At 64.5% G+C, this 21412-nt stretch carries 24 protein-coding genes and 2 pseudogenes; 18 read left to right on the forward strand and 8 right to left on the reverse strand.

All coding sequences use genetic code 11. The features are described 5' to 3' along the window. The first annotated feature begins 2 nt into the window (after nt 1–2). The 10 genes from mdcA to ACQ4WY_RS27125 all read left to right on the forward strand — a co-directional run bounded on the left by mdcA (nt 3) and on the right by ACQ4WY_RS27125 (nt 7932). A complete protein-coding gene (gene mdcA / locus ACQ4WY_RS27080; RefSeq protein ID WP_436506748.1) occupies nt 3–1676 on the forward strand; it encodes a malonate decarboxylase subunit alpha in 1674 nt (557 codons plus the stop codon). Next, nucleotides 1676–2569, forward strand: coding sequence for a triphosphoribosyl-dephospho-CoA synthase (locus ACQ4WY_RS27085; protein ID WP_436506749.1), 894 nt, complete (start codon nt 1676–1678; stop codon nt 2567–2569). Before mdcA ends, ACQ4WY_RS27085 begins: the two co-directional genes overlap by 1 nt. Continuing rightward, nucleotides 2556–2864: a malonate decarboxylase subunit delta gene (locus ACQ4WY_RS27090; RefSeq protein ID WP_436506750.1), complete on the forward strand. Its 309-nt coding sequence runs from the start codon at nt 2556–2558 to the stop codon at nt 2862–2864. The genes ACQ4WY_RS27085 and ACQ4WY_RS27090 overlap by 14 nt, the downstream gene beginning before the upstream one ends. Next, nucleotides 2861–3715 (forward strand): biotin-independent malonate decarboxylase subunit beta, encoded by an 855-nt coding sequence (locus ACQ4WY_RS27095; RefSeq protein WP_436506751.1) that lies wholly within the window; start codon nt 2861–2863, stop codon nt 3713–3715. Before ACQ4WY_RS27090 ends, ACQ4WY_RS27095 begins: the two co-directional genes overlap by 4 nt. Then, on the forward strand, nt 3712–4524 hold the full coding sequence (gene mdcE, locus ACQ4WY_RS27100; RefSeq protein WP_436506752.1) for a biotin-independent malonate decarboxylase subunit gamma: 813 nt from the start codon (nt 3712–3714) through the stop codon (nt 4522–4524). The genes ACQ4WY_RS27095 and mdcE overlap by 4 nt, the downstream gene beginning before the upstream one ends. Before the next feature lie 54 nt (nt 4525–4578). Beyond that, complete coding sequence (gene madL, locus ACQ4WY_RS27105; RefSeq protein WP_436506753.1) at nt 4579–5007, forward strand: malonate transporter subunit MadL; 429 nt, start codon at nt 4579–4581, stop codon at nt 5005–5007. Next, nucleotides 5000–5764, forward strand: a complete 765-nt coding sequence (gene madM / locus ACQ4WY_RS27110; RefSeq protein WP_289947998.1) for a malonate transporter subunit MadM — start codon at nt 5000–5002, stop codon at nt 5762–5764. Before madL ends, madM begins: the two co-directional genes overlap by 8 nt. After that, nucleotides 5764–6372: a malonate decarboxylase holo-ACP synthase gene (locus ACQ4WY_RS27115; RefSeq protein WP_436506754.1), complete on the forward strand. Its 609-nt coding sequence runs from the start codon at nt 5764–5766 to the stop codon at nt 6370–6372. The genes madM and ACQ4WY_RS27115 overlap by 1 nt, the downstream gene beginning before the upstream one ends. Then, nucleotides 6369–7313, forward strand: a complete 945-nt coding sequence (gene mdcH / locus ACQ4WY_RS27120; RefSeq protein ID WP_436506755.1) for a malonate decarboxylase subunit epsilon — start codon at nt 6369–6371, stop codon at nt 7311–7313. Before ACQ4WY_RS27115 ends, mdcH begins: the two co-directional genes overlap by 4 nt. 64 nt (nt 7314–7377) lie before the next feature. Then, nucleotides 7378–7932: a S41 family peptidase gene (locus tag ACQ4WY_RS27125; protein ID WP_436506756.1), complete on the forward strand. Its 555-nt coding sequence runs from the start codon at nt 7378–7380 to the stop codon at nt 7930–7932. Nucleotides 7933–7947: 15 nt separating this feature from the next. On the opposite strand, the gene ACQ4WY_RS27130 is transcribed toward ACQ4WY_RS27125, so the two are convergent. Beyond that, nucleotides 7948–9210 carry a PepSY-associated TM helix domain-containing protein gene (locus ACQ4WY_RS27130; RefSeq protein ID WP_436506757.1) on the reverse strand — a complete coding sequence of 421 codons (1263 nt, stop codon included), beginning with the start codon at nt 9208–9210 and terminating at the stop codon, nt 7948–7950. 237 nt (nt 9211–9447) lie between these two features. On the opposite strand from ACQ4WY_RS27130, the gene ACQ4WY_RS27135 reads away from it, so the two are divergent. From ACQ4WY_RS27135 to ACQ4WY_RS27150, 4 genes are all read left to right on the forward strand, one after another. Continuing rightward, nucleotides 9448–10278 carry an alpha/beta fold hydrolase gene (locus ACQ4WY_RS27135; RefSeq protein ID WP_436506758.1) on the forward strand — a complete coding sequence of 277 codons (831 nt, stop codon included), beginning with the start codon at nt 9448–9450 and terminating at the stop codon, nt 10276–10278. Between the two features lie 11 nt (nt 10279–10289). Beyond that, a complete protein-coding gene (locus ACQ4WY_RS27140) occupies nt 10290–11825 on the forward strand; it encodes a hybrid sensor histidine kinase/response regulator (RefSeq protein WP_436506759.1) in 1536 nt (511 codons plus the stop codon). A gap of 24 nt (nt 11826–11849) precedes the next feature. Beyond that, nucleotides 11850–12365, forward strand: a complete 516-nt coding sequence (locus ACQ4WY_RS27145; RefSeq protein ID WP_436506760.1) for a hypothetical protein — start codon at nt 11850–11852, stop codon at nt 12363–12365. Between the two features lie 128 nt (nt 12366–12493). Further along, nucleotides 12494–13192 carry an aspartate/glutamate racemase family protein gene (locus ACQ4WY_RS27150; protein WP_436506761.1) on the forward strand — a complete coding sequence of 233 codons (699 nt, stop codon included), beginning with the start codon at nt 12494–12496 and terminating at the stop codon, nt 13190–13192. 50 nt (nt 13193–13242) lie between these two features. Here ACQ4WY_RS27150 and ACQ4WY_RS27155 read toward each other — a convergent pair whose 3' ends face one another. Together ACQ4WY_RS27155 and ACQ4WY_RS27160 are read right to left on the reverse strand one after the other, a co-directional pair. Continuing rightward, on the reverse strand, nt 13243–14460 hold the full coding sequence (locus ACQ4WY_RS27155; RefSeq protein ID WP_436506762.1) for an MFS transporter: 1218 nt from the start codon (nt 14458–14460) through the stop codon (nt 13243–13245). A 374-nt stretch (nt 14461–14834) separates the two neighbouring features. Beyond that, nucleotides 14835–15160: pseudogene (locus ACQ4WY_RS27160) on the reverse strand (aldo/keto reductase); the annotation flags it as partial. Between ACQ4WY_RS27160 and ACQ4WY_RS27165 the strand changes: the two are divergent. Continuing rightward, a pseudogene (locus ACQ4WY_RS27165) lies at nt 15140–15322 on the forward strand (LysR family transcriptional regulator); the annotation flags it as partial. The pseudogenes ACQ4WY_RS27160 and ACQ4WY_RS27165 overlap by 21 nt on opposite strands. Here the strand turns inward: ACQ4WY_RS27165 and ACQ4WY_RS27170 are convergent. The 3 genes from ACQ4WY_RS27170 to ACQ4WY_RS27180 all read right to left on the reverse strand — a co-directional run bounded on the left by ACQ4WY_RS27170 (nt 15319) and on the right by ACQ4WY_RS27180 (nt 16895). After that, nucleotides 15319–15792, reverse strand: a complete 474-nt coding sequence (locus ACQ4WY_RS27170; protein WP_436506763.1) for a DUF6328 family protein — start codon at nt 15790–15792, stop codon at nt 15319–15321. The pseudogene ACQ4WY_RS27165 and the gene ACQ4WY_RS27170 overlap by 4 nt on opposite strands. A 73-nt stretch (nt 15793–15865) precedes the next feature. Further along, nucleotides 15866–16603 (reverse strand): hypothetical protein, encoded by a 738-nt coding sequence (locus ACQ4WY_RS27175; RefSeq protein ID WP_436506764.1) that lies wholly within the window; start codon nt 16601–16603, stop codon nt 15866–15868. A 79-nt stretch (nt 16604–16682) separates the two neighbouring features. Next, the gene (locus tag ACQ4WY_RS27180) at nt 16683–16895 is read right to left on the reverse strand and encodes a hypothetical protein (protein WP_034751103.1); all 213 of its coding nucleotides are present in this window, start codon (nt 16893–16895) and stop codon (nt 16683–16685) included. A gap of 260 nt (nt 16896–17155) precedes the next feature. On the opposite strand from ACQ4WY_RS27180, the gene ACQ4WY_RS27185 reads away from it, so the two are divergent. Further along, the gene (locus ACQ4WY_RS27185; protein ID WP_353657385.1) at nt 17156–17575 is read left to right on the forward strand and encodes a YidB family protein; all 420 of its coding nucleotides are present in this window, start codon (nt 17156–17158) and stop codon (nt 17573–17575) included. Between the two features lie 195 nt (nt 17576–17770). Here ACQ4WY_RS27185 and ACQ4WY_RS27190 read toward each other — a convergent pair whose 3' ends face one another. Then, complete coding sequence (locus ACQ4WY_RS27190; RefSeq protein WP_436506765.1) at nt 17771–18796, reverse strand: LacI family DNA-binding transcriptional regulator; 1026 nt, start codon at nt 18794–18796, stop codon at nt 17771–17773. A 235-nt stretch (nt 18797–19031) separates the two neighbouring features. Continuing rightward, nucleotides 19032–19271, reverse strand: coding sequence for a hypothetical protein (locus ACQ4WY_RS27195; protein WP_436506766.1), 240 nt, complete (start codon nt 19269–19271; stop codon nt 19032–19034). A 97-nt stretch (nt 19272–19368) separates the two neighbouring features. Between ACQ4WY_RS27195 and ACQ4WY_RS27200 the strand changes: the two genes are divergently transcribed. Together ACQ4WY_RS27200 and ACQ4WY_RS27205 are read left to right on the forward strand one after the other, a co-directional pair. Beyond that, nucleotides 19369–20619: an Hsp70 family protein gene (locus tag ACQ4WY_RS27200; protein WP_436506767.1), complete on the forward strand. Its 1251-nt coding sequence runs from the start codon at nt 19369–19371 to the stop codon at nt 20617–20619. Nucleotides 20620–20658: 39 nt separating this feature from the next. Next, complete coding sequence (locus ACQ4WY_RS27205; protein WP_171985014.1) at nt 20659–21288, forward strand: 3'-5' exonuclease; 630 nt, start codon at nt 20659–20661, stop codon at nt 21286–21288. The last annotated feature ends 124 nt before the right edge of the window (nt 21289–21412 follow it).

Raw genomic sequence — 21412 nt, forward strand, 5'->3', positions numbered from 1 at the left:
AGATGTCAACCGCCACAGCAGCGCCAGCGCAGCGGCAAAAACAATGGGACACGCGGCGCACCGAGAAACGCCGCCGGCTCGATGCCGTGCGCCAGTACGCCAGCGGCCCCGTGCTGCAACAGGGCGACATGGTCGCCGTGCTCGAAGCCTTGCTCGCGCCGGGCGACCGCGTTGTTCTTGAAGGCAATAACCAGAAGCAGGCCGATTTTCTCGCCCGCATGCTGACCCAGGTCAATCCCGACAAGATCCACCATCTGCACTTGATCATGCCCAGCGTCAGCCTGCCCGAGCACCTCGACCTGTTCGAACGGGGCATCGCCCGCAAGCTCGATTTTTCCTTTGCCGGCACGCAAAGCCTGCGCATCGCCCAGTTTCTGCAGGATGGCTTGCTGGAAGTGGGTGCCATCCATACGTATATCGAACTGTATGCGCGTCTGTTCGTCGACCTCACGCCCAACGTCGTCATGGTGGCCGGCTACATGGCCGACCGCCAGGGCAATCTGTACACGGGTCCCAGCACGGAAGACACGCCCACTTTGGTGGAATCGGCGGCCTTCCGCGACGGCATCGTCATCGCCCAGGTGAACCAGATCGTCGACGACGTCAGCGACTTGCCGCGCGTCGACGTGCCCGGCTCGTGGATCGATTTCGTCGTGCAGTCGGACAAACCGTTCTTCATCGAGCCGCTGTTTACCCGCGACCCGCGCGTCATTAAACCTGTGCACGTGCTGATGGCCATGATGGCGATCCGCGGCGTGTATGAAAAACACCAGGTGCAGTCGCTCAATCACGGTATCGGCTTCAACACGGCCGCCATCGAGCTGATTTTGCCCACGTATGGCGAGCAGCTGGGCTTGAAGGGCAAGATTTGCCGCAACTGGGTGCTCAATCCCCATCCCACCCTGATACCGGCCATCGAGACGGGCTGGGTCGAGAGCGTGCATTGCTTCGGCGCGGAACTGGGCATGGAAGGCTATGCGGCTGCGCGGCCCGACGTGTTTTTCACGGGCCGCGACGGCTCGATGCGCTCGAACCGCGCCCTGTGCCAGCTGGCCGGCCAGTACGCGGTCGACCTGTTCATCGGCGCGACTTTGCAGATGGATGGCCTGGGCAACTCGTCGACCGTGACGAATGGCCGCCTGGCCGGCTTCGGCGGCGCGCCCAACATGGGCCACGACCCGCACGGACGGCGCCACCCGACACCCGCCTGGCTGGACCTGATCGAGACGGACGATCCGCTGGCGCGCGGCAAAAAGCTGGTGGTGCAGATGGTCGAGACGTTCCAGGATGGCGGCCAGCCGACCATCGTCGAATCGCTGGACGCCGTGGCCGTGGGCCAGGCCAGCGGCATGCCGCTGGCGCCCGTGATGATCTATGGCGACGACGTCACGCACGTGCTGACGGAGGAGGGCATCGCCTACCTGTACAAGGCCCGTTCACTCGACGAGCGCAAGGCCATGCTGGCGGCGGTCGCCGGCGTGACGCCCATCGGCCTGCGCCACGACCCGAAGACCACGGCCAAATTGCGCGCCGACGGCCTGATCGCGCTGCCCGAGGATATCGGCGTGCAGCGCGGCGAGGCGAACCGCTCGCTGCTGGCGGCGAAAAGCATCGCCGACCTGGTCGAATGGTCCGACGGCCTGTATCAACCCCCCGCCAAATTCAGGAGCTGGTAATGAGCACAATGATGACGACAATGATGATGACGACAGCGCCGGTGCGGGAGCGCGCCGCCGCGCTGGCGCGGCAGGTGCTGCAGGCGCTGCTCGATGAAGTGACCCTGACGCCGAAACCGGGCCTGGTCGATTTGCGCAGCCGTGGCGCCCATACAGATTTGAACTGGGCCCTGATGTGCCATTCGGCCTGCGTGCTGCAACCGGTGTTTGCCGCCATGGCGCAGGCAGGCTGGGAAGGTAACGATGACGACGGCCTGCGCCAGCGCATCGGCGCCATCGGCCGCGATGGGGAGGCGCTGATGCTGGCAGCTACGGGTGGCGTGAACACGCACCGGGGCGCCATCTGGGCGCTGGGCCTGCTGGTGACGGCGGCGGCGCAGCAGGGCGCGCGCGGCGCGTCGCTGGCGCCAAAAGCCGTGGCGGCGCGGGCCGGTGCGCTGGCCCGTTTGCATGATCGCAGCGCGCCAGGCGAGACGGGCAACAAGGGCGAGCTGGCCTGCCGCCAGTATCGGGTCGAAGGGGCCCGCGGCCAGGCCCGCGCGGGTTTTCCCCTGGTGACGGGCGCCGGGTTGCAGGCTTTGCACGCCTCGCGGGCGCGCGGCGACAACGAAACGACAGCGCGCCTGAACGCATTGCTGGCGATTATCAGCCAGCTGGACGACACCTGCGTGCTGTCGCGCGGCGGCGAGACGGCTTTGCTGGCGCTGCAGGCGGGTGCGGCGCGGGTGCTGGCCGCCGGCGGCGCGGCCACTGCCGCCGGGTCGCAGGCGCTGCTGGCGCTGGAAGCGGTGGCGCTGGCGCGCGGCGTGTCGCCGGGCGGCGCGGCGGACCTGCTGGCGGCCACCCTGTTCCTGGATCGATTGACAGAAGGAGAAGCGCATGGAGACGCGTGACTATACATTCCCGGCCGGGCAGCCGGCCTCAGGGCGCGCCCTGGCCGGCGTGGTGGGCTCCGGCGACCTGGAAGTGCTGCTGCAGCCCGGCGACGATGGCGTGACCCGCATCATTGTCAACACCTCCGTCGACGGCAAGGGCGCCGTGTGGGATGCGCTCCTGCAGCGCGTATTCGGCGGCGAGCCGCTGCCGGCGGCGCGCATCGCCATCAACGATTGCGGCGCCACGCCGGGCGTGGTGCGCATGCGCATCGAGCAAGCCTACGAAGAATTGCAAGCGGGGAGGACGGCATGAGCACATTGAAGGAATTACTCGAACGCGACAGCTTCATCGAGCGCGGTGCCCGCAGCCGGGCGCGTGCCTTGCTGGACGCTGGCAGCATGCGCGAACTTCTCGACCCGTTCTGCGGCATCGCTTCCCCCTGGCTGCCGCGGCAGGGCGTGACGGCCCAGGCCGACGATGGCGTGGTAGTGGCCAAGGGCTTGTTCGACGGCCAGCCGGCCGTGGTGCTGGCCATCGAGGGCGCCTACCAGGGCGGCAGCATGGGTGAGGTTGGGGGCGCGAAGATCGCCGGCGCGCTGGAACTGGCGGCGCGCGATAACCGCCAGGGCGTGCCGACGCGGGCCGTGATCCTGTTCGAAACGGGCGGCGTGCGCCTGCAGGAAGCCAACCTGGGCCTCGCTGCCATTGCCGATATCCATGCCGCCATCGTCGACCTGCGCCGCTACCAGCCCGTCATCGGCATCACGGCCGGCACCGTCGGCTGCTACGGCGGCATGTCGATCGCGGCGGGCCTGTGCAGCTATCTGATCGTCACGCGCGAGGCGCGCCTGGGTCTCAACGGGCCGGCCGTGATCGAGCAGGAAGCGGGCGTGGACGAATTCGACTCGCGCAACAAGCCCTACATCTGGAGCCTGACGGGCGGCGAGCAGCGCTTTCACAGCGGCCTGGCCGACGCCTATGTGGCGGATGACACGGCGCAGATGCGCGCCACCGTGGCCGAATTGTTCGCCCGCGGCGTGCCGCAGCAGCACCGCAGCAGCCAGGCAGACGTCTTCCTGGCCCGCCTGGCGGAAGTGGACGCCGGCCCGCAAGCTACGCCAGGCGACGTGCGCGCCGTCTACAGCAAAGGAGTCGCAGCATGAACGCCATTACCGATACGAGCCGCGGCGCCACCTGGCTCGCGGCCCTGACGCACAATGCCGCGCCGCTGGACGGCTTTCCGCCTTCCGTGCGCGTGGTGGACGCGCCGCTGGCGGGCGAGCCGGCGCGTTACCTGGCCGTGCTGCCCGACCCGGACAACCGTTTTACCCGTGCGCGCACGGGTGAAATCGGCCTGGTCGAAGCGTGGCAGCTGGCGCGCGCCGTGAAGCAGGTGGTTATTGAGGACCACGCGCTGGCCGTCAAGCGTCCCATCGTCGCCGTCATCGACGTGGCCAGCCAGGCGTATGGCCGGCGCGAAGAAGCGTACGGCATCCACCAGGCGCTGGCCGGCGCGGCGGGGGCTTACGCCGAGGCGCGCCTGGCCGGCCATCCCGTGATCGGCCTGATCGTCGGCAAGGCCATGTCGGGTGCTTTTCTCGCCCACGGTTACCAGGCCAACCGCCTGATCGCCCTGGACGATCCGCAAGTGATGGTGCATGCCATGGGCAAGGCGTCGGCCGCGCGCATCACCCTGCGCACCGTCGCAGCGCTCGAAGCGCTGGCCGAGACCATCGCGCCGATGGCTTACGACATCCGCAACTACGCCACCCTGGGGCTGCTGTGGCAAACCTTGCAGGTGGCGCAGCCGGACGATCCGTCGGCCCAGGATACGGCCACCGTCGACGCCTGCCTGCGGGCGGCGCTGGCCGACATCCGTGCCGCTCCGGAGCGCGATCTGTCCAGCCGCCTGGGTGCGTCGCACCGCCAGGCCTCGGTCCGGGTCAGGGAGGTGCTAGGGCAGCAATGGTAGGTGCAACACAAGAGAAGACATCAAGTCATTCCATTCCTATAGAGGAGACACATCATGATCATTTACGGAACCGCATTGCTGGCCCTGTGCCATTTGCTTGGCATCTTCCTGGGCGACTTGCTCGGGCAGTTGATGGGCGTCAAGACCAACGTGGGTGGCGTGGGCATCGCCATGCTGCTGCTGATTTGCGCCCGGCTCTACATGCAGCGCCGCGCCTGGCTGCCGCAGATGACGGAACGGGGCGTCGAATACTGGGGCGCCATGTATATTCCCGTGGTGGTGGCGATGGCGGCGCAGCAGGACGTGGTCGCGGCGCTGCGCGGCGGCCCGGTGGCCGTGCTGGCCGCCATCGGTTCCGTGCTGGTCTGCGGCGCCGTGATTTCTCTGATTAACAGGATGGAAAGCCCGGCCGCCATCGCCGCCGCCGAAGCTGAGGGTCTGCAAGCCGAATCCACGCTGATGAAGGAGCACCGTCATGCTTGAAATCTTTGAAAAAGCCGCCATCCACAATGGCCTGGTGACGGCATTCGCCTTTGTCGGCCTGATCATGCTGCTGTCGGTGGCGCTGTCGAAGTATCTGACCCTGGGCCGCGTGCACGGCTCGGCCATTGCCATCGTGATTGGCCTGGGGCTCGCTTACTGGGGCGGCGTGCATAGCGGCGGCCACAAGGGCCTGGCCGATTTGTCGCTGTTCGGCGGCATCGGCCTGATGGGCGGCGCCATGCTGCGCGACTTCGCCATCGTCGCCACCGCCTTCGAAGTGCAAGCGACCGAGGCGCGCAAGGCCGGCTTGATCGGCGTCGTGGCGCTGATGCTGGGCGTGGTGCTGCCGTTCCTCGTGGGCGCCGGCGTCGCCTATGCGTTTGGTTATTCAGATGCCGTGAGCATGACCACCATCGGCGCCGGCGCCGTCACGTATATCGTCGGCCCCGTCACGGGTGCGGCCATCGGTGCCAGCTCGGACGTCATGGCCCTCAGCATCGCGGCGGGCTTGATCAAGGCCATTCTGGTGATGGTGGGCACGCCCGCAGCGGCGCGCTTCCTGCGCCTGAAAACGCCGCGCTCGGCGATGGTGTTCGGCGGCCTGGCCGGCACGGTCAGCGGCGTGTCGGCCGGATTGGCCGCCACCGACCGCAAACTGGTGCCGTATGGCGCGCTTGTGGCCACGTTTCATACGGGCCTGGGCTGTCTGCTGGGACCATCGTTGCTGTTCTTTGCCGTCAAGGCGGTGGTGGCCTGATGGAAGCCTGGCGCGCGCATGATTTGCTGTGGCTGGACAGTCTGCCGGACGACGCATCCTTGCCCGCCTGGCTGGACGCGGCCTGGCTGCGGGAGGCGCCGCTGGTGGTGCGGCGCGCCAGCTGTGCGCCCGGACGCATTCCCGTGGGCTTGCGCGGCATGCTGCGCAGCGAGCGGCATGCGTGCGAAGTGGAGGTCGCTGCCGTCGTGCGCCGCGTGACGCCGGAAATGCTGGCGCGGATGCCGATGCCAGGTTTTTCCTGCGCTGCGCTCGATGCGCTGCGGCAGGTGGCGCCCTTGCTCGACGCCACGGGCTGGGCCTGGGGACCGACGGGCGGCGTGGGTTTCGCGCTGGCCAGCGGCTTGCCCGTGCTGCGCGCCGACAGCGACCTCGATCTCGTGCTGCGCATCGTCGCGCCGCCGGACGCTGCCCAGGCCGACGCCCTGCGCGCCATAGCGGCGAGCGTCACGGCGTGCCGGCTGGACCTGCAGATCGACACGGGCCATGGCGGTTTTGCCTACGCCGAGTGGGCGGCGGGCCGGGGCAGGGTCTTGCTGAAGACGGACCAGGGGCCCATGCTGACGGCCACGCCATGGGAGCGTGCATGAGCGTGTTATTTACCTTTCCCGGCCAGGGCGCCCAGTATGCGGGCATGCTGCACGCGCTGCCGGACGACGCGGCGGTGAGGGCGGCTCTGGCCGAAGCGGCGGGCGTGCTGGGCCACGATCCTTTGGCGCTGGACACGGCTTGCGCGCTGGCGTCGACACGGGCCGTGCAACTGTGCTTGCTGATTGCGGGCGTGGCCATGGCGCGTTCCCTGGCCGCGCGCGGCGCGACACCCGACATGGTGGCCGGCTTTTCCATCGGCGAGTATGCGGCGGCCGTCGTGGCTGGCGCGCTCGATTATGCGGATGCCGTGCGCCTGGTGGCGCGGCGCGGAGAATTGATGGAGCAGGCGTATCCCACCGGCTACGGCATGGCGGCCATCATCGGGCTTGAACTGGCGCAACTCGAATCGTTGCTGGCCCAGGTGCACGGCGCCGCCACGCCTGTGTATATCGCCAACCTGAACGCGCCGCGCCAGATCGCCATTGCCGGCAGCGAACCCGCCCTGCAAGCCGTCATGGCGCTGGCCCTGGCGCATGGCGCCAGCAAGGCCAAGCGCCTGGCCGTCAGCGTGCCGTCGCACTGTCCGCTGCTGGAAGGCGCCGCGACCGACATGGCCGCCGCCTTCGATGGCGTGCTTGTGCGCCGCCCGTCGCTCGTTTACCTGAGCAGCAGCGCGGCGCGCGCGCTGTTCGATCCGGCCCGCATCCGCGACAGCCTGGCCGCCAACATGGCGCAGCGCGTGCAGTGGACTAGCACCATACGCCTGGCGTGGGAGCGGGGCGCCCGGCTGGCGCTGGAAATGCCGCCGGGCAGCGTGCTGACGCGGCTGACGGCGCCTGACTTCACGGACGGCGTGGCCGTCTGCTGCGACGGCAACCGGGGCGACAGCCTGCTGGCGCTGGTGCAGCGCGAGCAGAATAGGGATACGGACAGGGCTTGACGTCAGGCAATATGGCGCAGCGCTTTCCGGTAGAATCGGCGCACCCACTTCCTTCGGAGCCGCCATGCCACTGTCCCGTCCAGCCGCTGCGGCCTTGCTCGCATTTGCCCTGTTCTGCAGGACCGCGCAGGCGCAATTGCCCGTCCTTGATGCCGCCACACGGGGGCAGTTGATCGATACCCTGCGCCAGCAGCTCAATGACTATTATGTGTTTCCAGAGGTAGCCGCCAGGATCGATGCGGCACTGCGGGCCAAGCATTACGGCCAGCACAAGCCCGTCTACGTGCTGACGGGACCCCGTACTTTCTCCGGCGCGGAAGAATTCAGCTACAAGCTGCAACAGCTCAAGCGCGCGACCCTGGTGGGCGAGACAACGGGCGGCGGCGCCAATCCCGGCCGCATGCGTGAACTGGGTCCGCATTTCGCCGCCTTCATCCCGAACGGGCGCGCCATCAATCCGATTAGCAAGAGCAATTGGGAAGGCAATGGCGTGACGCCCGATATCGGCGTGCCGGCCAGCGAGGCGCTGGAAAAGGCCCATCAACTGGCGCTGGAGCGATTGGCGGCGGCGCGCGTCGATCCCCGGCCTGGAGAAAAACGCGGTGAATTGAAGCCCTAGCGTGACGCGGCGGTGCTATGCACGGGTGTCCACTGCCTTCAATTTATGCGCCTGCAGCCGGCGCGAACGGCGCTTTCTTTCCCAGATGACGATGCCTGTGATGGACAGCATGGCCACCATCACGCCCATGAAGGACATCAGTATACGTCCCGGCAGGCCGAGGATGCGGCCCGAGTGCAGGGGGAATTGCAGTTGCACGAAGACGTCGGCTGCCGTGCCTTCCCACGGCTTGTGCTGGCCTATGATGCTGCCGTCCATGCCATCGACGTACAGGTTCGACAGGCCCATGCCGGCCGCGCCGAATTCGTCGGCGGGGTCGAAGAACGAGACGTTGTAGAACGAATAATTGCCGCCATAATAAATACCGCCGATGGGCGCCGTGATGCCGCGCTGCACGGCTTGCTTCTTGGCGATCTCCACAGCCTGCTCGAAGCCGATCACGGGCGTGATGTAGGTGCCGTAGGGCGCTGGCGTTTGCGTTTCGTACGGTCCCGGCGTGGTGGTGGAAACGAGCGACATGACGGGATAAAACACTTCGCGGTACAGGTTCAGCGAGAACGACGTAAACGCGACGACGATAATGATGCTCCACACCCACAGGCCGCCCGCGCGGTGCAAATCGAAATTGAGCTTGTAGCCGCCGGCCGCCCAGCGGACCACCCACGACGGTTTCCAGCGTTGCCACCAGTTGGCGGCGTCGCGGTGGCGCGGCGCGTCAGCCCGTTCACGCAAACGGCGCGGCGTCGTCAGATAGAACGCCACCATGCTGTCGAGCAGCCAGATCAGGGCAACCGTGCCCATCAGCCAGTAACCCCAGCGGTCCGTGCCCCAGAAAGCGGGCACGTGCAGGCTGTAGTGCAAGTGGCGCAAGAACGGCATCAGGCTGCGGCGCGACAGGGAGATGGCTGTCGAATCGCGCGTGCCCGTGATGTGCGCCGTGACGGGGTCGATGTAGACGGTGTTGTAGTCGAGTACGAACGGTTTGTTCGTGGCCGGATCGGTCAATGGGCGTACCATGAACGCGGCCGCATGGCCTTCTTCCAGGCCCAGGGTCATGTAATTGACTTCCACGCGCGGGTCGGCGGCCGCTACCTTGTGCGCCAGCGCAAATGGTTGCTGCAGTGGGCCACGGCCGGGCGTGTCCATGATGTCGGCGTTGAGCCATTCGTCCAGTTCGTGGTCCCACGAGGTGATGGCGCCCGTGAGTCCCGCAACGATGAGGAAGAGGGCGATGGTCAGGCCGGCCCAGCGGTGTATGACAGTCCAGAAAGCGCGCATGCGGTACAAACCTTCAACATAAAACCGGCTTGTAGCCGCCAGCAGGCGCCATGGCGGCGCGCAGGGAAAGCCAGGCACAGGCCTGGTATTTTGATAATGGGAATCGTTCTCATTATCTGCCGGGGCGTGGCGTTTGTCCAGTGCCAATGGTGTTAGCCAGGGTCAAATCGCGCATGCTAAGATACTAGCAAGATGCTAACTTGCATTCCATGTGGAAACATTCAGGGCGAAACAGGTATGCGTATAGAAAATCGTAACAATGTCCGCGTTAGCGAACCCAGCGGTGCGCCGCAGGCGGGCGCGGCAGCAACCGTGGTGTTCATGCACGGCTTTGGCTGTGATCAAACCATGTGGCGCTATCTGGAGCCGCTGTTTCGTCCGCATTACCGCACGGTATTGTTCGACCTGGTCGGCAGCGGCGCGTCGGACCTGAGCGCCTATGATTTTGATCGCTATGCGCGGCTCGATGCGCATGGCGCCGATTTGCGCCAGGTCATCCACGCCATCGGCGGCGGCCCCGTGATTTGCGTGGGCCATTCCGTCAGCGCCATGAGCGCCTTGCTGGCCACGATCGCCGAGCCGGAGTTGTTCGCCGCGCAAGTCATGCTGGCGCCGTCGCCGTGCTATGTCGACGATGCGGCCGCCGGCTACCGGGGCGGCTTCAGCCGTGCCGATATCGATGACCTGCTCAGCGCCATGGACAGCAATTACCTGGGCTGGTCTGCCAGCATGGCGCCTGCCATCATGGGCGCGCCCGGGCAGCCAGCGCTGGGAGTAGACTTGACGCACAGTTTTTGCCGCACGGACCCGGACATCGCCCGGCATTTCGCGCAAACCACGTTTCTGTCCGACCACCGCGCCATCTTGCCGCATAACAGCACGCCGGCCCTGATCGTGCAATGCAGCGACGATTTCATCGCGCCGCCGTCCGTGGGGGAATACTTGCGCGAGAGGCTGCCGCACAGCAGCCTGCACGTGGTCGAGAATGTGGGCCATTGCCCGCACATGAGCGTGCCCGATGCCAGCTACCGTGCCATCCGTCACTTTCTTGACGGCTTGCACCTGTAATGCGCGAGACGATGCCTTCCTTGCCTGATACCAGTACCTTGTTCCAGCACGCGGCCTGCGGCTTGCTGCTATGCACGGCCGACGGCACCATCGTGCAGGCGAACGCCACCTTTTGCGGCTGGCTCGGCTATGGCGCCGGGGATTTGATCGGCAATAAGAAATTGCAGGACTTGCTGACCATCGGTGGGCGCGTGTTTCACCAGACCCATTGGCTGCCCCTGATGCAGGTGCAGGGCAGCGTGTCGGAAATCTTGCTCGACATGCGCCAGCGCCAGGGGCTATCCATCCCCATGCTGTTCAATGCCGTGCGCCGCGTGCATGACGGCGTGCGCTATGACGAAATCGCCGCCTTTGTCGCCAGCGACCGGCGCAAATATGAACAGCAGCTGCAGTTGGCGCGCAAGGAGGCTGGCGAGCTCAACGAACAGCTGGCGGCCGCCGACCGGCGCAAGGACGAGTTCCTGGCGACTCTGGCGCACGAGTTGCGCAATCCGCTGGCGCCGATCCGCAATGTGCTGGAAGTGCTGCGTCTGGCGCAGCTGGACGACCCGCAGCTGCGCTGGGCCCGCGATGTGCTGGGCCGCCAAGTGGGCCATATGACGCACCTGGTCGACGATTTGATGGAAGTGTCGCGCATCACGCAGGGCCGTCTGGAATTGCGCCGCGCTAGCGTGGAGCTGGCGCCCGTGGTGGAAGCGGCTCTGCACAGCGTGGCGGAGCTGGCCGCGCAATCCGGCCACAAGGTGCACGTGGTGCAATGGCCGCAGCCCGTCTGGCTCGACGCCGACGCCACGCGCCTGGGGCAGATGATCGCCAACCTGCTGACCAACGCCGTCAAGTACACGCCGGCCGATGGCGTCATCGGGCTGGAAGTGGCTTGCACGGAAAACGAAGTGCACATTAGCGTGCGTGATTCGGGCATCGGCATCGCGCCCGAGCACCTGGACAAGGTGTTCGACCTGTTTTCGCAGCTGGAGCCAGCCCTGTCGCGGGCCCAGGGCGGCTTGGGCATCGGCCTGTCGCTGGTGCGCGGCCTGGCCGAATTGCATGGTGGTAGCATCAGCGCGCGCAGCGATGGCGTGGGGCAGGGCAGCACCTTCGAGCTGCGCCTGCCGCTGCCCGCCGTGCCGCTGGAACCGCCCGTGCCCGTGGACCGCCGCCTGCTGGCCGGCACGCGCGAGGGCAAGGTGCTGGTCATCGACGACAGCGCCGACGCCGCCGAAAGCCTGGCGCTGGCGCTCGACATCCTCGGCTACGACGTGCGCACGGCCTGCGATGGCGCGGCCGGCATCGCGGCGGCGCAAAGTTTCATGCCGCAAGTGATTCTGCTCGACATCGGTTTGCCGCACATGAACGGCTACGACGTGGCAAGACTGTTGCGCAGCCAGCCCTGCGGCCAGCACGCCATCCTCGTGGCCGTCACGGGCTGGGGCCAGGACAAGGACCGCAAGATGGCGTCCGATGCGGGGTTTGACTTGCACTTGACCAAACCCGTGGATTTTTATGAGCTCGATGCGGTGTTGCAAAAGATGTTGCAGCCTGGGTGAGGATGGTATTCGCAGGTGAAAGTAATGGAACAACTGACAGCACTTGAAATCGCCGTTTTCCAGCTCCGCATGGGCTTTGCCACGGCGGACCGCTGCGTGGACTGGGCCGTGGAGCGTTTGCGCATGGACCAGGAAGGCGATGACCTGGAGGTCGTGCTGCTGGCCAGCGCCCGTGGCCGCGATGAGGTGCTGCCGCTGGCCGACGTGATCATCGCGCGCTATCGGGGCGCGCAGCGCCTGGAGGACGAATTTCTCGCCGGCAAATATATCGTCGAACTGCGCGCAGCTTACCTGGCGGGCCGGGAAAGCGTGTCGTCGCTCGATGTCATCTTTACCCGTTTGTATCCAGCGCTCGATTATCCCGACTGGCTGGTCATGCTGAGCCGCAATTGCGAGTATGCGACGGATGTGCCGAATTTCGAGCAGCCGTTCGAGGATGAATTTCACTATATCGCCGGCCTGTGGGCGCAAGCGGAGAGTCTGGCCGCGTTCGAACGTGCATACAGCCGACAGACTTCCAATGGCCATGACATCAAGTAAGGTGCGCATGATTGACCTTCAATCCCGCCAACGGCTGCTCTTTCGTTCGTCTTGCCTGCGTGCATCTCTGCAGCCAAATGTATATGCATTAACATATAATTTACACAACTATTTTTGCCAGGATAACCGTGCAACATAAAACGATAGGCTTGATTGGCGGAATCGGCTGGGCTTCCACCCTGGAATACTACCGCTTGCTCAATGAAATGCTGGTAGCGCGCATCGGGCCGGCGCATAGCGCGCGCATCATGCTGGTCAGCATGGACCAGGCCGATTTCGTTGCGCACGCGGCGCAGCCCGATTCGCATGCCATCGAGCAATTTCTGATCGGCGAAGGACAGCGCCTGCAAGGCATGGGCGCGGATTTCTTTTTGCTGTGCGCGAATGGCGCGCACCGTTTCGCGCCGGCCGTCGTGCCGCGGATCGGCTTGCCTTTTATCAGCATCGTCGAGGAAACGGCGAAACGGGTGCAGCAGTCGGGCGTGCGCAAGGTCGGTTTGCTGGGCGTTAAACAGACGATGGCGGGCGGCTTTTATCACCGGGCACTGGAACAGTGCGGCATCGCGACGGTGACGCCCGAGGCGGCCGACCAGGAAATCCTCCACGAGATTATCTACACGGAACTGGTGCAGAATATCTTTACCGACGCCAGCCGGAAGATCTTCCTGGGCATCATCGAGAAGCTGCGGCTGCAAGGCGTGCAGGGCGTGATTTTGGGTTGCACGGAGATACCGCTGCTGATCCAGCAGGGCGATGTCGACTTGCCGCTATTTAACACGACGGCCATTCACTGCGAGGCGGCGGTGGCGTTTGCCATCGACAACTAGCTGCTTGCACATGAGCGGCCGCCTGAGCAGGCCGCCGCTCGCTGACACCATCAAGCCGGCTGCGCGCCGCCCAGGTTGCGGCTGCGGTTTTCCACCAGCACGGAAATACCAAGCACGACGATGCCGCCGCAGGCCAGCATGGCGCCGACCCAGCCCGTCGAGCGCAAACCCATGCCCATGGCGATGGCGATGCCGCCGGCCCAGGCGCCCAGAGCGTTGGCGATGTTGAAGGCGGAATGGTTGAGAGCGGCAGCCACGGTTTGCGCGTCGCCGGCCACGTCCATCAAACGCGTCTGCACGGCCGGGGCGACAGCGATGCCGGCGCCGATGGCGAACAGGTTGATCGCCGTCAGCCAGACATTGCTGCTGGTATAGGTAAAGGCGGCCAGGGCGGCCACATTCCACAGCAGCACGCCAAAGATGGTCCACAGGCGCGAGCGGTCGGCCAGCCAGCCGCCGATCAGATTACCCACCGTCATGCCGACACCGATAATGGCCAGCAAGATCGAGATGACCAGCGGCGAGACTTTCGTGATCTCCAGCAAGGTTGGCGTGATGAAGGTGTAGACGGCGAACATGCCGCCGAAGCCAATCGCCACCATCAGCAGGGTTAGCCACACTTGCAGGCGGCGGAACACGCCCAGCTCGCGGCGCGGGCTCGAATCGCCGGCAGCGACCATGGGCACGAAGATGCGCACCATCAGCATGGTCAGCAAGCCCAGCGCAGCGACGAGCAAAAAGGCCGAGCGCCAGCCCAGGGTCTGGCCGATATACGTGGCCAGCGGCACGCCGAAGATATTCGCCACGGTCAAGCCCATCAGGACGCGGGCGACAGCTTGTCCCCGTTTGTCCGGTTCGGCCAGCGCGGCCGCTACCAGCGCTGCCACACCAAAGTAGGCGCCGTGCGGGATGCCGGCGACGAAGCGGGCCACCACCAGCAAACCGTAGTTGGGGGCGATGGCGCTGAGCAAGTTGCCGCCAGCGAACATCAGCATCAAACAGATCAGCATCAAACGGCGCGGCATGCGCGCCAGGAAGATCGTGATCAGCGGGGCGCCGATGACCACGCCCAGCGCGTAGGCGCTGATCATGTGGCTCATCTGCGGCAAGGTCGTGCCCAGGTCGTCGGCCACCACGGGCAAGATGCTCATGGAGGCGAATTCGCCCGTGCCGATGGCGAGGCCGCCGATGGCCAGAGCCAGGTCGGCATAAGCAGCGCCAAAAGGCGCGGTGACGCGCGGAATCAGGGGATCTACGGAGGCGTGCATGTTCTTGTTAGTTGGGTAAAGAATGACAGGGTGGAGAGGCGCGCTGTGGCCCGGCCGGAAGTGGCCAGGTGCCACCAGAGTCGACGGCTGGCCGGTATTTTCGGGCTATAGGAACTGCCCAAGGACAACATTGTAAAAGATTCGGGCCAGCTCTGCTGGGCGATGGCTAAAATCTGCTGCACCGCACACACCAGCGATTGCTCTTGTTGTTAACGATAACACGGAACGCGCGCGATTCCGCCACAGGGCAGGCGAAGAAAAGCAGGCTGTGGCGGAAATGGTCTACGTCGCGTGTTACTTTACTAATGATTGCTGCAGCGCTTCCAGGCCCGCTAGCGTGGCGGCGATGTCGATGGAAGCAGTCGTGTGTGCCATTCCAGACGGCTGGCGCCGGGGATCACGGCAGCCACGGCAGGATTGGCCAGCGAGAATTGCAGGGCAGCGGCCTTCACGCTGATGCCATGGCGCGCGGCAATCGCCTTGATGCATTCGACTTTGGCAATGATCTCGGTGAGTCTTGCTGGTATTCGAAGTGCGCGCCGCCGGCCAGGATGCACGAACTGTAGGGGCCGCCCACGACGATGTCGACGTTTTGCTTTGCCGCGGCAGGCATCAGGCGCTGCAGTGCCCGTTAATGGTCGAGCTGGGTGTAGCGGTCGGCCAGCAGGAAGGCGTCCGGCTGGGCACGGCCATGATCCAGCACAGCCTGCGCCAGCACGCGCCGGCCGGCGTCGTCGTGCGCGCATTGCCGTGGTTCAGCTACCGCACGCCCTTATGGCTGGCCTGGCACAAGGTGAACCTGCGTCCGCTGGTGGGGATTTTCCGCGAAACGTTGTTGGAGCAGGCAGGTGCAGCAGCCTAGATTTTCCTGGCGCGCTTCAAGTGCAAGGGCAGCCACCACCACATGCAAATGATGAGCGCACCCATCAGCACGCAGGCGACGATGCCGGCGATGTGGCCGAACACTTCCGACATCACTAAATTGGTGCCGAGGATGAATGCCAGCGCCAGCGAAAAGGCGCCGCACATCATGATGCGGTCGGCCACGCGCTTGAAACGTTCGCGGTCTTGCAGGGGGCGCATCACGCGGTGCTGGATGGCTGGCGCGCTGAGCAGCACCAGGCTGATCATGGAAAGGAAAAACGTCAGCAGGAAGACGATCTTTTCCGCTTGCACGATCTTCGCGAAGCCGCCGTTGAAGGGCAGGATGATGAGGAAGGCCGTCAGCATCTGCGCGCCCGGCAGCAGGATGCGCAATTCGCTGAGCAGGTCGGACAAATCGCCTTCGTCGCCTGGCTGGTCATCTTCATCCTGGTGTTGCGCGTCTGGCATGGAACCGTCCTCGTGGTGGAGATGGGGCCAGTCTACGCACAAGCGAGCAGTCCGACTGTGGGCGGGCGCACTTTCAGAAGCATTGCGTGATGCGTAGACGCAAGCGCCACAGGGGACTCGAAACGATGGGCGTGGCGCTGTGCGAGGCGTCATGGCCGCAATGGCCGCAACTGTGGCGCCGGTGCGGCGCCAGCGCGAAGCTGTCCAGGTCCAGATGCGGGTGGCCGCAGCGGGCGCAGTCGCTGCAGTCCAGCGGCGCGCCGGCCTGCAAGGCGGCGGCGAACGCCTGCGCGGCCGGTGGTGTGATATTCAGTTGCACTATGTCGGCAGGAAACAGGCCGGGCAGGGCGCGGCAGTCGATGGCCAGCGCGGCCGCGTCGCGCGCCAGCAGGGCGCCGCCGTCATCGGCCCTGGCGCGCAGTTGCAGCAAGCCGTCCGGGCCCAGGCGCAAGGTGGTGGCGTGAAACTGGCTGGGGTCGAACAGCGCCGGATACAGCACATAGCCCATGGGGCTGGCGTGCTGGCGGCAACGCATCTGCCGCGTCGCCTGCCAGCCGGCCAGGTCGGCCTGCGTGCCCCAGTAGCACTGATGCGTGCGGCACCAGTGGCGTGCCGCGCCGTTGCGAAATTTTCCAGCGGGCAGCAGATCACAGAGGACGATGGCGTCAGTTCCCGCGCCGGCGCGAAAGTGGCCCGTGATGTGGGGCGTGGTGACGGCAAGATGGCCCGTGCTCGCTTGCAAGGGCCAGCAGATGCCGGGCAGGGTCAGCGACGTGGCCAATGGCGCGTCCGCGCAGCTATCGGCTTGCAACCCAATAGCCTGCTGGAATGAAAAAACCCGCCGACTGGGGCGGGCTGTGCTGACGGGAATGCAAGGGGCATGGCCCGGTCTATTCTTCCGTATCGGCCAGGGTAACGATGGCGCGTGCCCACTTCGAGTACTTCAGGTTCGCCAGGTCGCGCACGGTCTTGATATTGAATGCCTGCTTGAGCAGTTCCGCATCTTTCTCGCTTACGCCTTGCAGCGCATCGACGGGTGCATCAGCGATTTCCTTGAACGTTTTTTTCTCGTAAGCCTTGTCTACCGCTTTATTGATGTTCATGTGTTGAAACTCCTCAGTAAATAGGAAAATTAATTCTACACGTTTTTGTGAACCATCAATTTACGCTTGCAAGTTGTGCTGAACTAAATATGATGGAGGTGGGCGGCTCGACATTGAGTCTCTCTGTGCGTTCGTCTTGAAATTGTAATTATGGCACTGTTATTATTCATAGTATAATGATTTCCATGGCGGAGAATAGTCTGCGTCATGCCGGACGCCGCAGTTACGCGGCACGAATCGATAGCGTTCAGGAGAATACGATGAGTTTGCTAGATCAACTTGCAGGACAGGCGATGAGCGCTTTGGGCAACAAGGGTGCGGACGGGGAAGCCCAGTCGGGATTGATGGCCAGTGTGATGGACCTGGTCAACCAGCATGGCGGCTTGCCCGGCCTGCTGCAGAAATTCCAGGAAAGCGGCCTGGGCGATCAGGTGGCCAGCTGGATCGGCACCGGCGCCAATGCGCCCGTCTCCGGCGACCAGATCAAGGATGCGCTGGGCGCCGACACGATCACCCAGATCGCGGAAAAAGCGGGCGTCGCCCCGGACGCGGCCTCGGGCGGCCTGGCAGCTCTGCTGCCACAGTTGATCGACAAGCTGACCCCGAACGGTCAAGTGCCAGAAGGCAATGACCTGGTCAGCCAGGGTTTGAATATGCTCAAGGGCAAGATTTTCGGTTGATACAGCCGATGCAACAACAAAAAACCTCGCAGCGATGCGAGGTTTTTTGTTGCGCGGGATTTTTGTATTTTGTATGAGAGGAGGGAACGTCTGAAAAACGCCCAGGGCTAGGCGCCGCCCCGAAGACAGTACGCGAGTACGGCGAAGGACAAGAGCAACCCCGGCAACAACGCCATGGGCGTTTTCTCAGGCGTTCTAAGCGGCGGCCATCATGCCGAAACGCTGAGGCTCGGCAGTCAGCCGCGCCGTGCTCCCCTCGACCAGATAGGAACAATAGCGGCGCCGCTCGGCGATGCCGCCGCGCCGCTCCATCAGTTCGCCCAGCATGGCGACGGCGTCGGTGGCCATCTTTTGCACGGGCTGGCGCAGGGTGGTGATGTCGTAGCTGAGCCAGCCGGAGGCTTCCAGCGCGTCGAAACCGGCCACCGACATTTGCAGCGGCACCTGAATGCCCATCTGGTGGCGCGCCGTGTCCAGGCAGCCGATGGCCATGATGTCGTTGCCGCAAATGACGGCGTCCGGCACGCGGCCCAGGCGGTCGATGACCTTGCGCAAACCGCGTCCGCCGCTGGCGTAATCGTAGTTGCCGCTGACGACGATGGGCGCGGGCAAGCCCAGGGTCAGCAAGCGGTCCAGCATGCCCGCCTTGCGTTTCTGCGCGACAGCCGAGTCGCCGGGACCGTCGATGATGGCGAACTGGCGGTGGCCCGCTTCGGCCAGGCGCGAGACGAGCAGGCGCGCCGCTTCAGCCTGGTCGCACAGTACGGCATGCACGGCGTGCTCGCGCGGACTGCGGTTGAACAGCACCAGCGGCACGTCGCGCCGGCCGAATTCCGCCATCAGCTCGTCTGACAGACAGGCGGCCACGACGGCGCCGTCGACCTGGTATTGCCACACATCGCTCAAGACCTTGCCGATGTCCGCTTCGCGCTCCAGGGTAAACAATAAGAGGCGCTTGCCCTGGCGGGCGATTTGCTGGCTCAGGTCGGATAGCACTTGCGGATAGTAGAGATTGGCCAGGTTGGAAATGATGACTGCCACCAGGTTCGAGCGTCGCGTGATCAGGCTGCGCGCAGCCGCGTTGGGGATGTAGTCGAGGCTGATGGCCGCCTGCATGACCTTGGCATGGGTGGCGGGTGAGATGCTGGCGCCCGGCTTGAAGCAGCGCGACACGGCCGATTGCGACACGCCGGCCAGCAGGGCCACGTCATACGAGGTCACGCGCCGTGCGGTACCGGGGATTGGGCGGGTGGTGCTGGGCGTCCGGGCGACAGTATTCTTTTTTCGCATATTGGTCTGGCAAGCAAGCTGTGTCAAAGTAATCCTGCAGGCCCGGCCACTTGTGGCGGCAGGGAGGGCAGAACGAGCATAGCGCAAAAGATTGCCGTGTGGCAAGACTGTTTTCTTGTTCATGTTGCAAAAAATATGACTGAATGGCAAGTGGTATGCTTGCTCCTCAATCGGGACTGTTGCAGGGGCCGCTGCCATAGGGACTGAGGCGTCCCGGCGGATCGACGCGGCGGGCGCTGAAATCGCTGGCCAAGGTGGGTAATGGGAAAGCCGCCGTGGCGCTTGCCTCCGTACCGCTGACGGTGCCGCGCACAGTCAGGGTGACATGCACCCAGGAACCAACATTGCGCGGATAGCTGACGGTTAGGGGGATACAGCTTTTGCACGCGGCGGGTACTTGATGCAAAGCAAGCTTATGCTGCTGACCCCGTCGAACCGGTTTTGCTGGTGCAATGGCCTGCCTTCTGATAACATAACGCCCCTTTATTCAGGGAAGGGTCGACATGGCCAATGCTTGCGGCGTCGATTTCGGCACGTCAAATTCCACGGTAGGCTGGGCACGTCCCGGGCAGAGCACCATGCTCGGCCTGGAAGATGGCAAGACGACCTTACCGTCCGTTGTCTTCTTCAATGCGGAAGATGAGGAAGTCAGTTTTGGCCGCGCGGCGCTGGCCGGCTATCTGGCCGGTTACGAGGGGCGCCTGATGCGCTCGCTGAAAAGCTTGCTGGGCACGAGCCTTATCGATGGCCAGACGGAAGTGGGCGGCCGCGCGCTGCCATTCCGCATGTTGCTGGCGCAATTCATTGGCGAAGTGAAACGCCGCGCCGAGCAGTCCGCCGGCCGCGAATTCTCGTCCGCCGTGTTCGGCCGTCCCGTCTTCTTTATTGATGACAATGCGCAAGCGGACCAGCTGGCGCAAGACACGCTGGCCGAAGTGGCCCGCTCCGTCGGCTTCAAGGATGTCGCCTTCCAGTTCGAGCCGATTGCCGCCGCGTTCGACTATGAGTCGCAAATCGACAAGGAAGAGCTGGTACTGATCGCCGACATCGGCGGCGGTACTTCCGACTTTTCGCTGGTGCGGCTGTCGCCGGAACGGGCGAAAAAAACCGAGCGGCGCGAAGATATCCTCGCCACCGGCGGCGTGCACATCGGCGGAACGGACTTCGATAAATACCTGAGCCTGTCTTCCGTCATGCCTCTGCTCGGCTACGGCAGCCGTCTGCATAACAATAGCGAAGTGCCGTCCAGCTATTATTTCAACCTGGCTACCTGGCATACGATCAACCTGGCGTACACGAAGAAGATCTGGGTGCAGCTGGCCGATGTATGCCGCGATGCGCGTGAGCAAGACAAGATGGGCCGTCTGCAAAAGCTGATCGACGAGCGCGCCGGCCACTGGCTGGCCATGAAAGTGGAAGAGGGCAAGATTGCCCTGTCCGACGCGGCCGAAGTGCAGCTGGAGCTGGACCGCTTGTCGCCCGCGCAAAGCCTGTTGCTCAAACGTACGCAATTCGATGAGGCCATCGGCCACCTGTGCGGTTCCGTGGAAGAAACTGTGCTGCGCCTGCTGCGCGACGCGGGTGTGGCGCCGGAAGCCGTCGATACCGTGTTCTTCACGGGCGGCTCCAGCGGCGTGCGCCTGCTGCGCGAAAAGATCGCAGCCCTGGTGCCGGCCGCGCGCAAGGTCGAAGGCGACCTGTTCGGCAGTATCGGTGCGGGATTGGCGCTGGACGCAGTACGTAAATTTGGTTGATAATCGTCACCCATTGCCGCACCCACGAAAGAACGCCCCATGAATGTGTTTGACAAACCGATCGTCATGATCGACTTCGAGACGACCGGATTGTCGCCCGACATGGGCGACCGCATCACGGAAGTGGCGGCGCTGCGCATCGAGGGCGGGCAGATCACGGACCGCTATGTGACCCTGATCAACTGCAATGCGCGCATTCCCTCGTTCATCACGGGCTTGACGGGCATCACGCAGGCCATGGTCGACAAGGCGCCGCCCGTGGCCGAAGTGGTGCCGCAACTGCTCGACTTCATCGGCAGCGACGCCCTGTCGGCGCACAATGCCAGCTTCGATGAAAAATTCCTGCGCGCGGAAAGCGCCAGGCTGAACCTGACGCCAGCGCATCAGTCGCTCGTGTGTTCCTTGAAACTGTCGCGCCGCGTGTTTCCCGGCATGGCCAGCTACAAGCTGGGCTTGCTGTCGAGCCAACTGGGCATCGCCTTCAAGAGCGCGGCCCACAGGGCCGAGTCCGATGCGGAAGTGGCGGCGCAAGTGCTGATCCATATCGGCCGCCACTTGCGCAGCAGCTATGGCATCGCCGATGTCGACGCCGACCTGCTGGTGTCGCTGAACAAGCTCGCCGCCGCCAAGGTGCCGCAATTCCTGCAAAAGCATCCGTCACGCCGCTGATCGCCGTTTCCTCTCGAAGCGGGCTCATCAAAACGATATAATTTTGTTATTTCGTTTGAGCCTGCTCAAGTCCTTTCCCCGCATCGAATTTAAAATTTAAGCAACACACGATTTCGTCGCCCTG

The sequence above is a fragment of the Janthinobacterium salmonicoloratum genome, assembly GCF_051380845.1.
In the GTDB taxonomy this organism is placed as follows: Bacteria; Pseudomonadota; Gammaproteobacteria; order Burkholderiales; family Burkholderiaceae_D; genus Janthinobacterium; species Janthinobacterium lividum_F.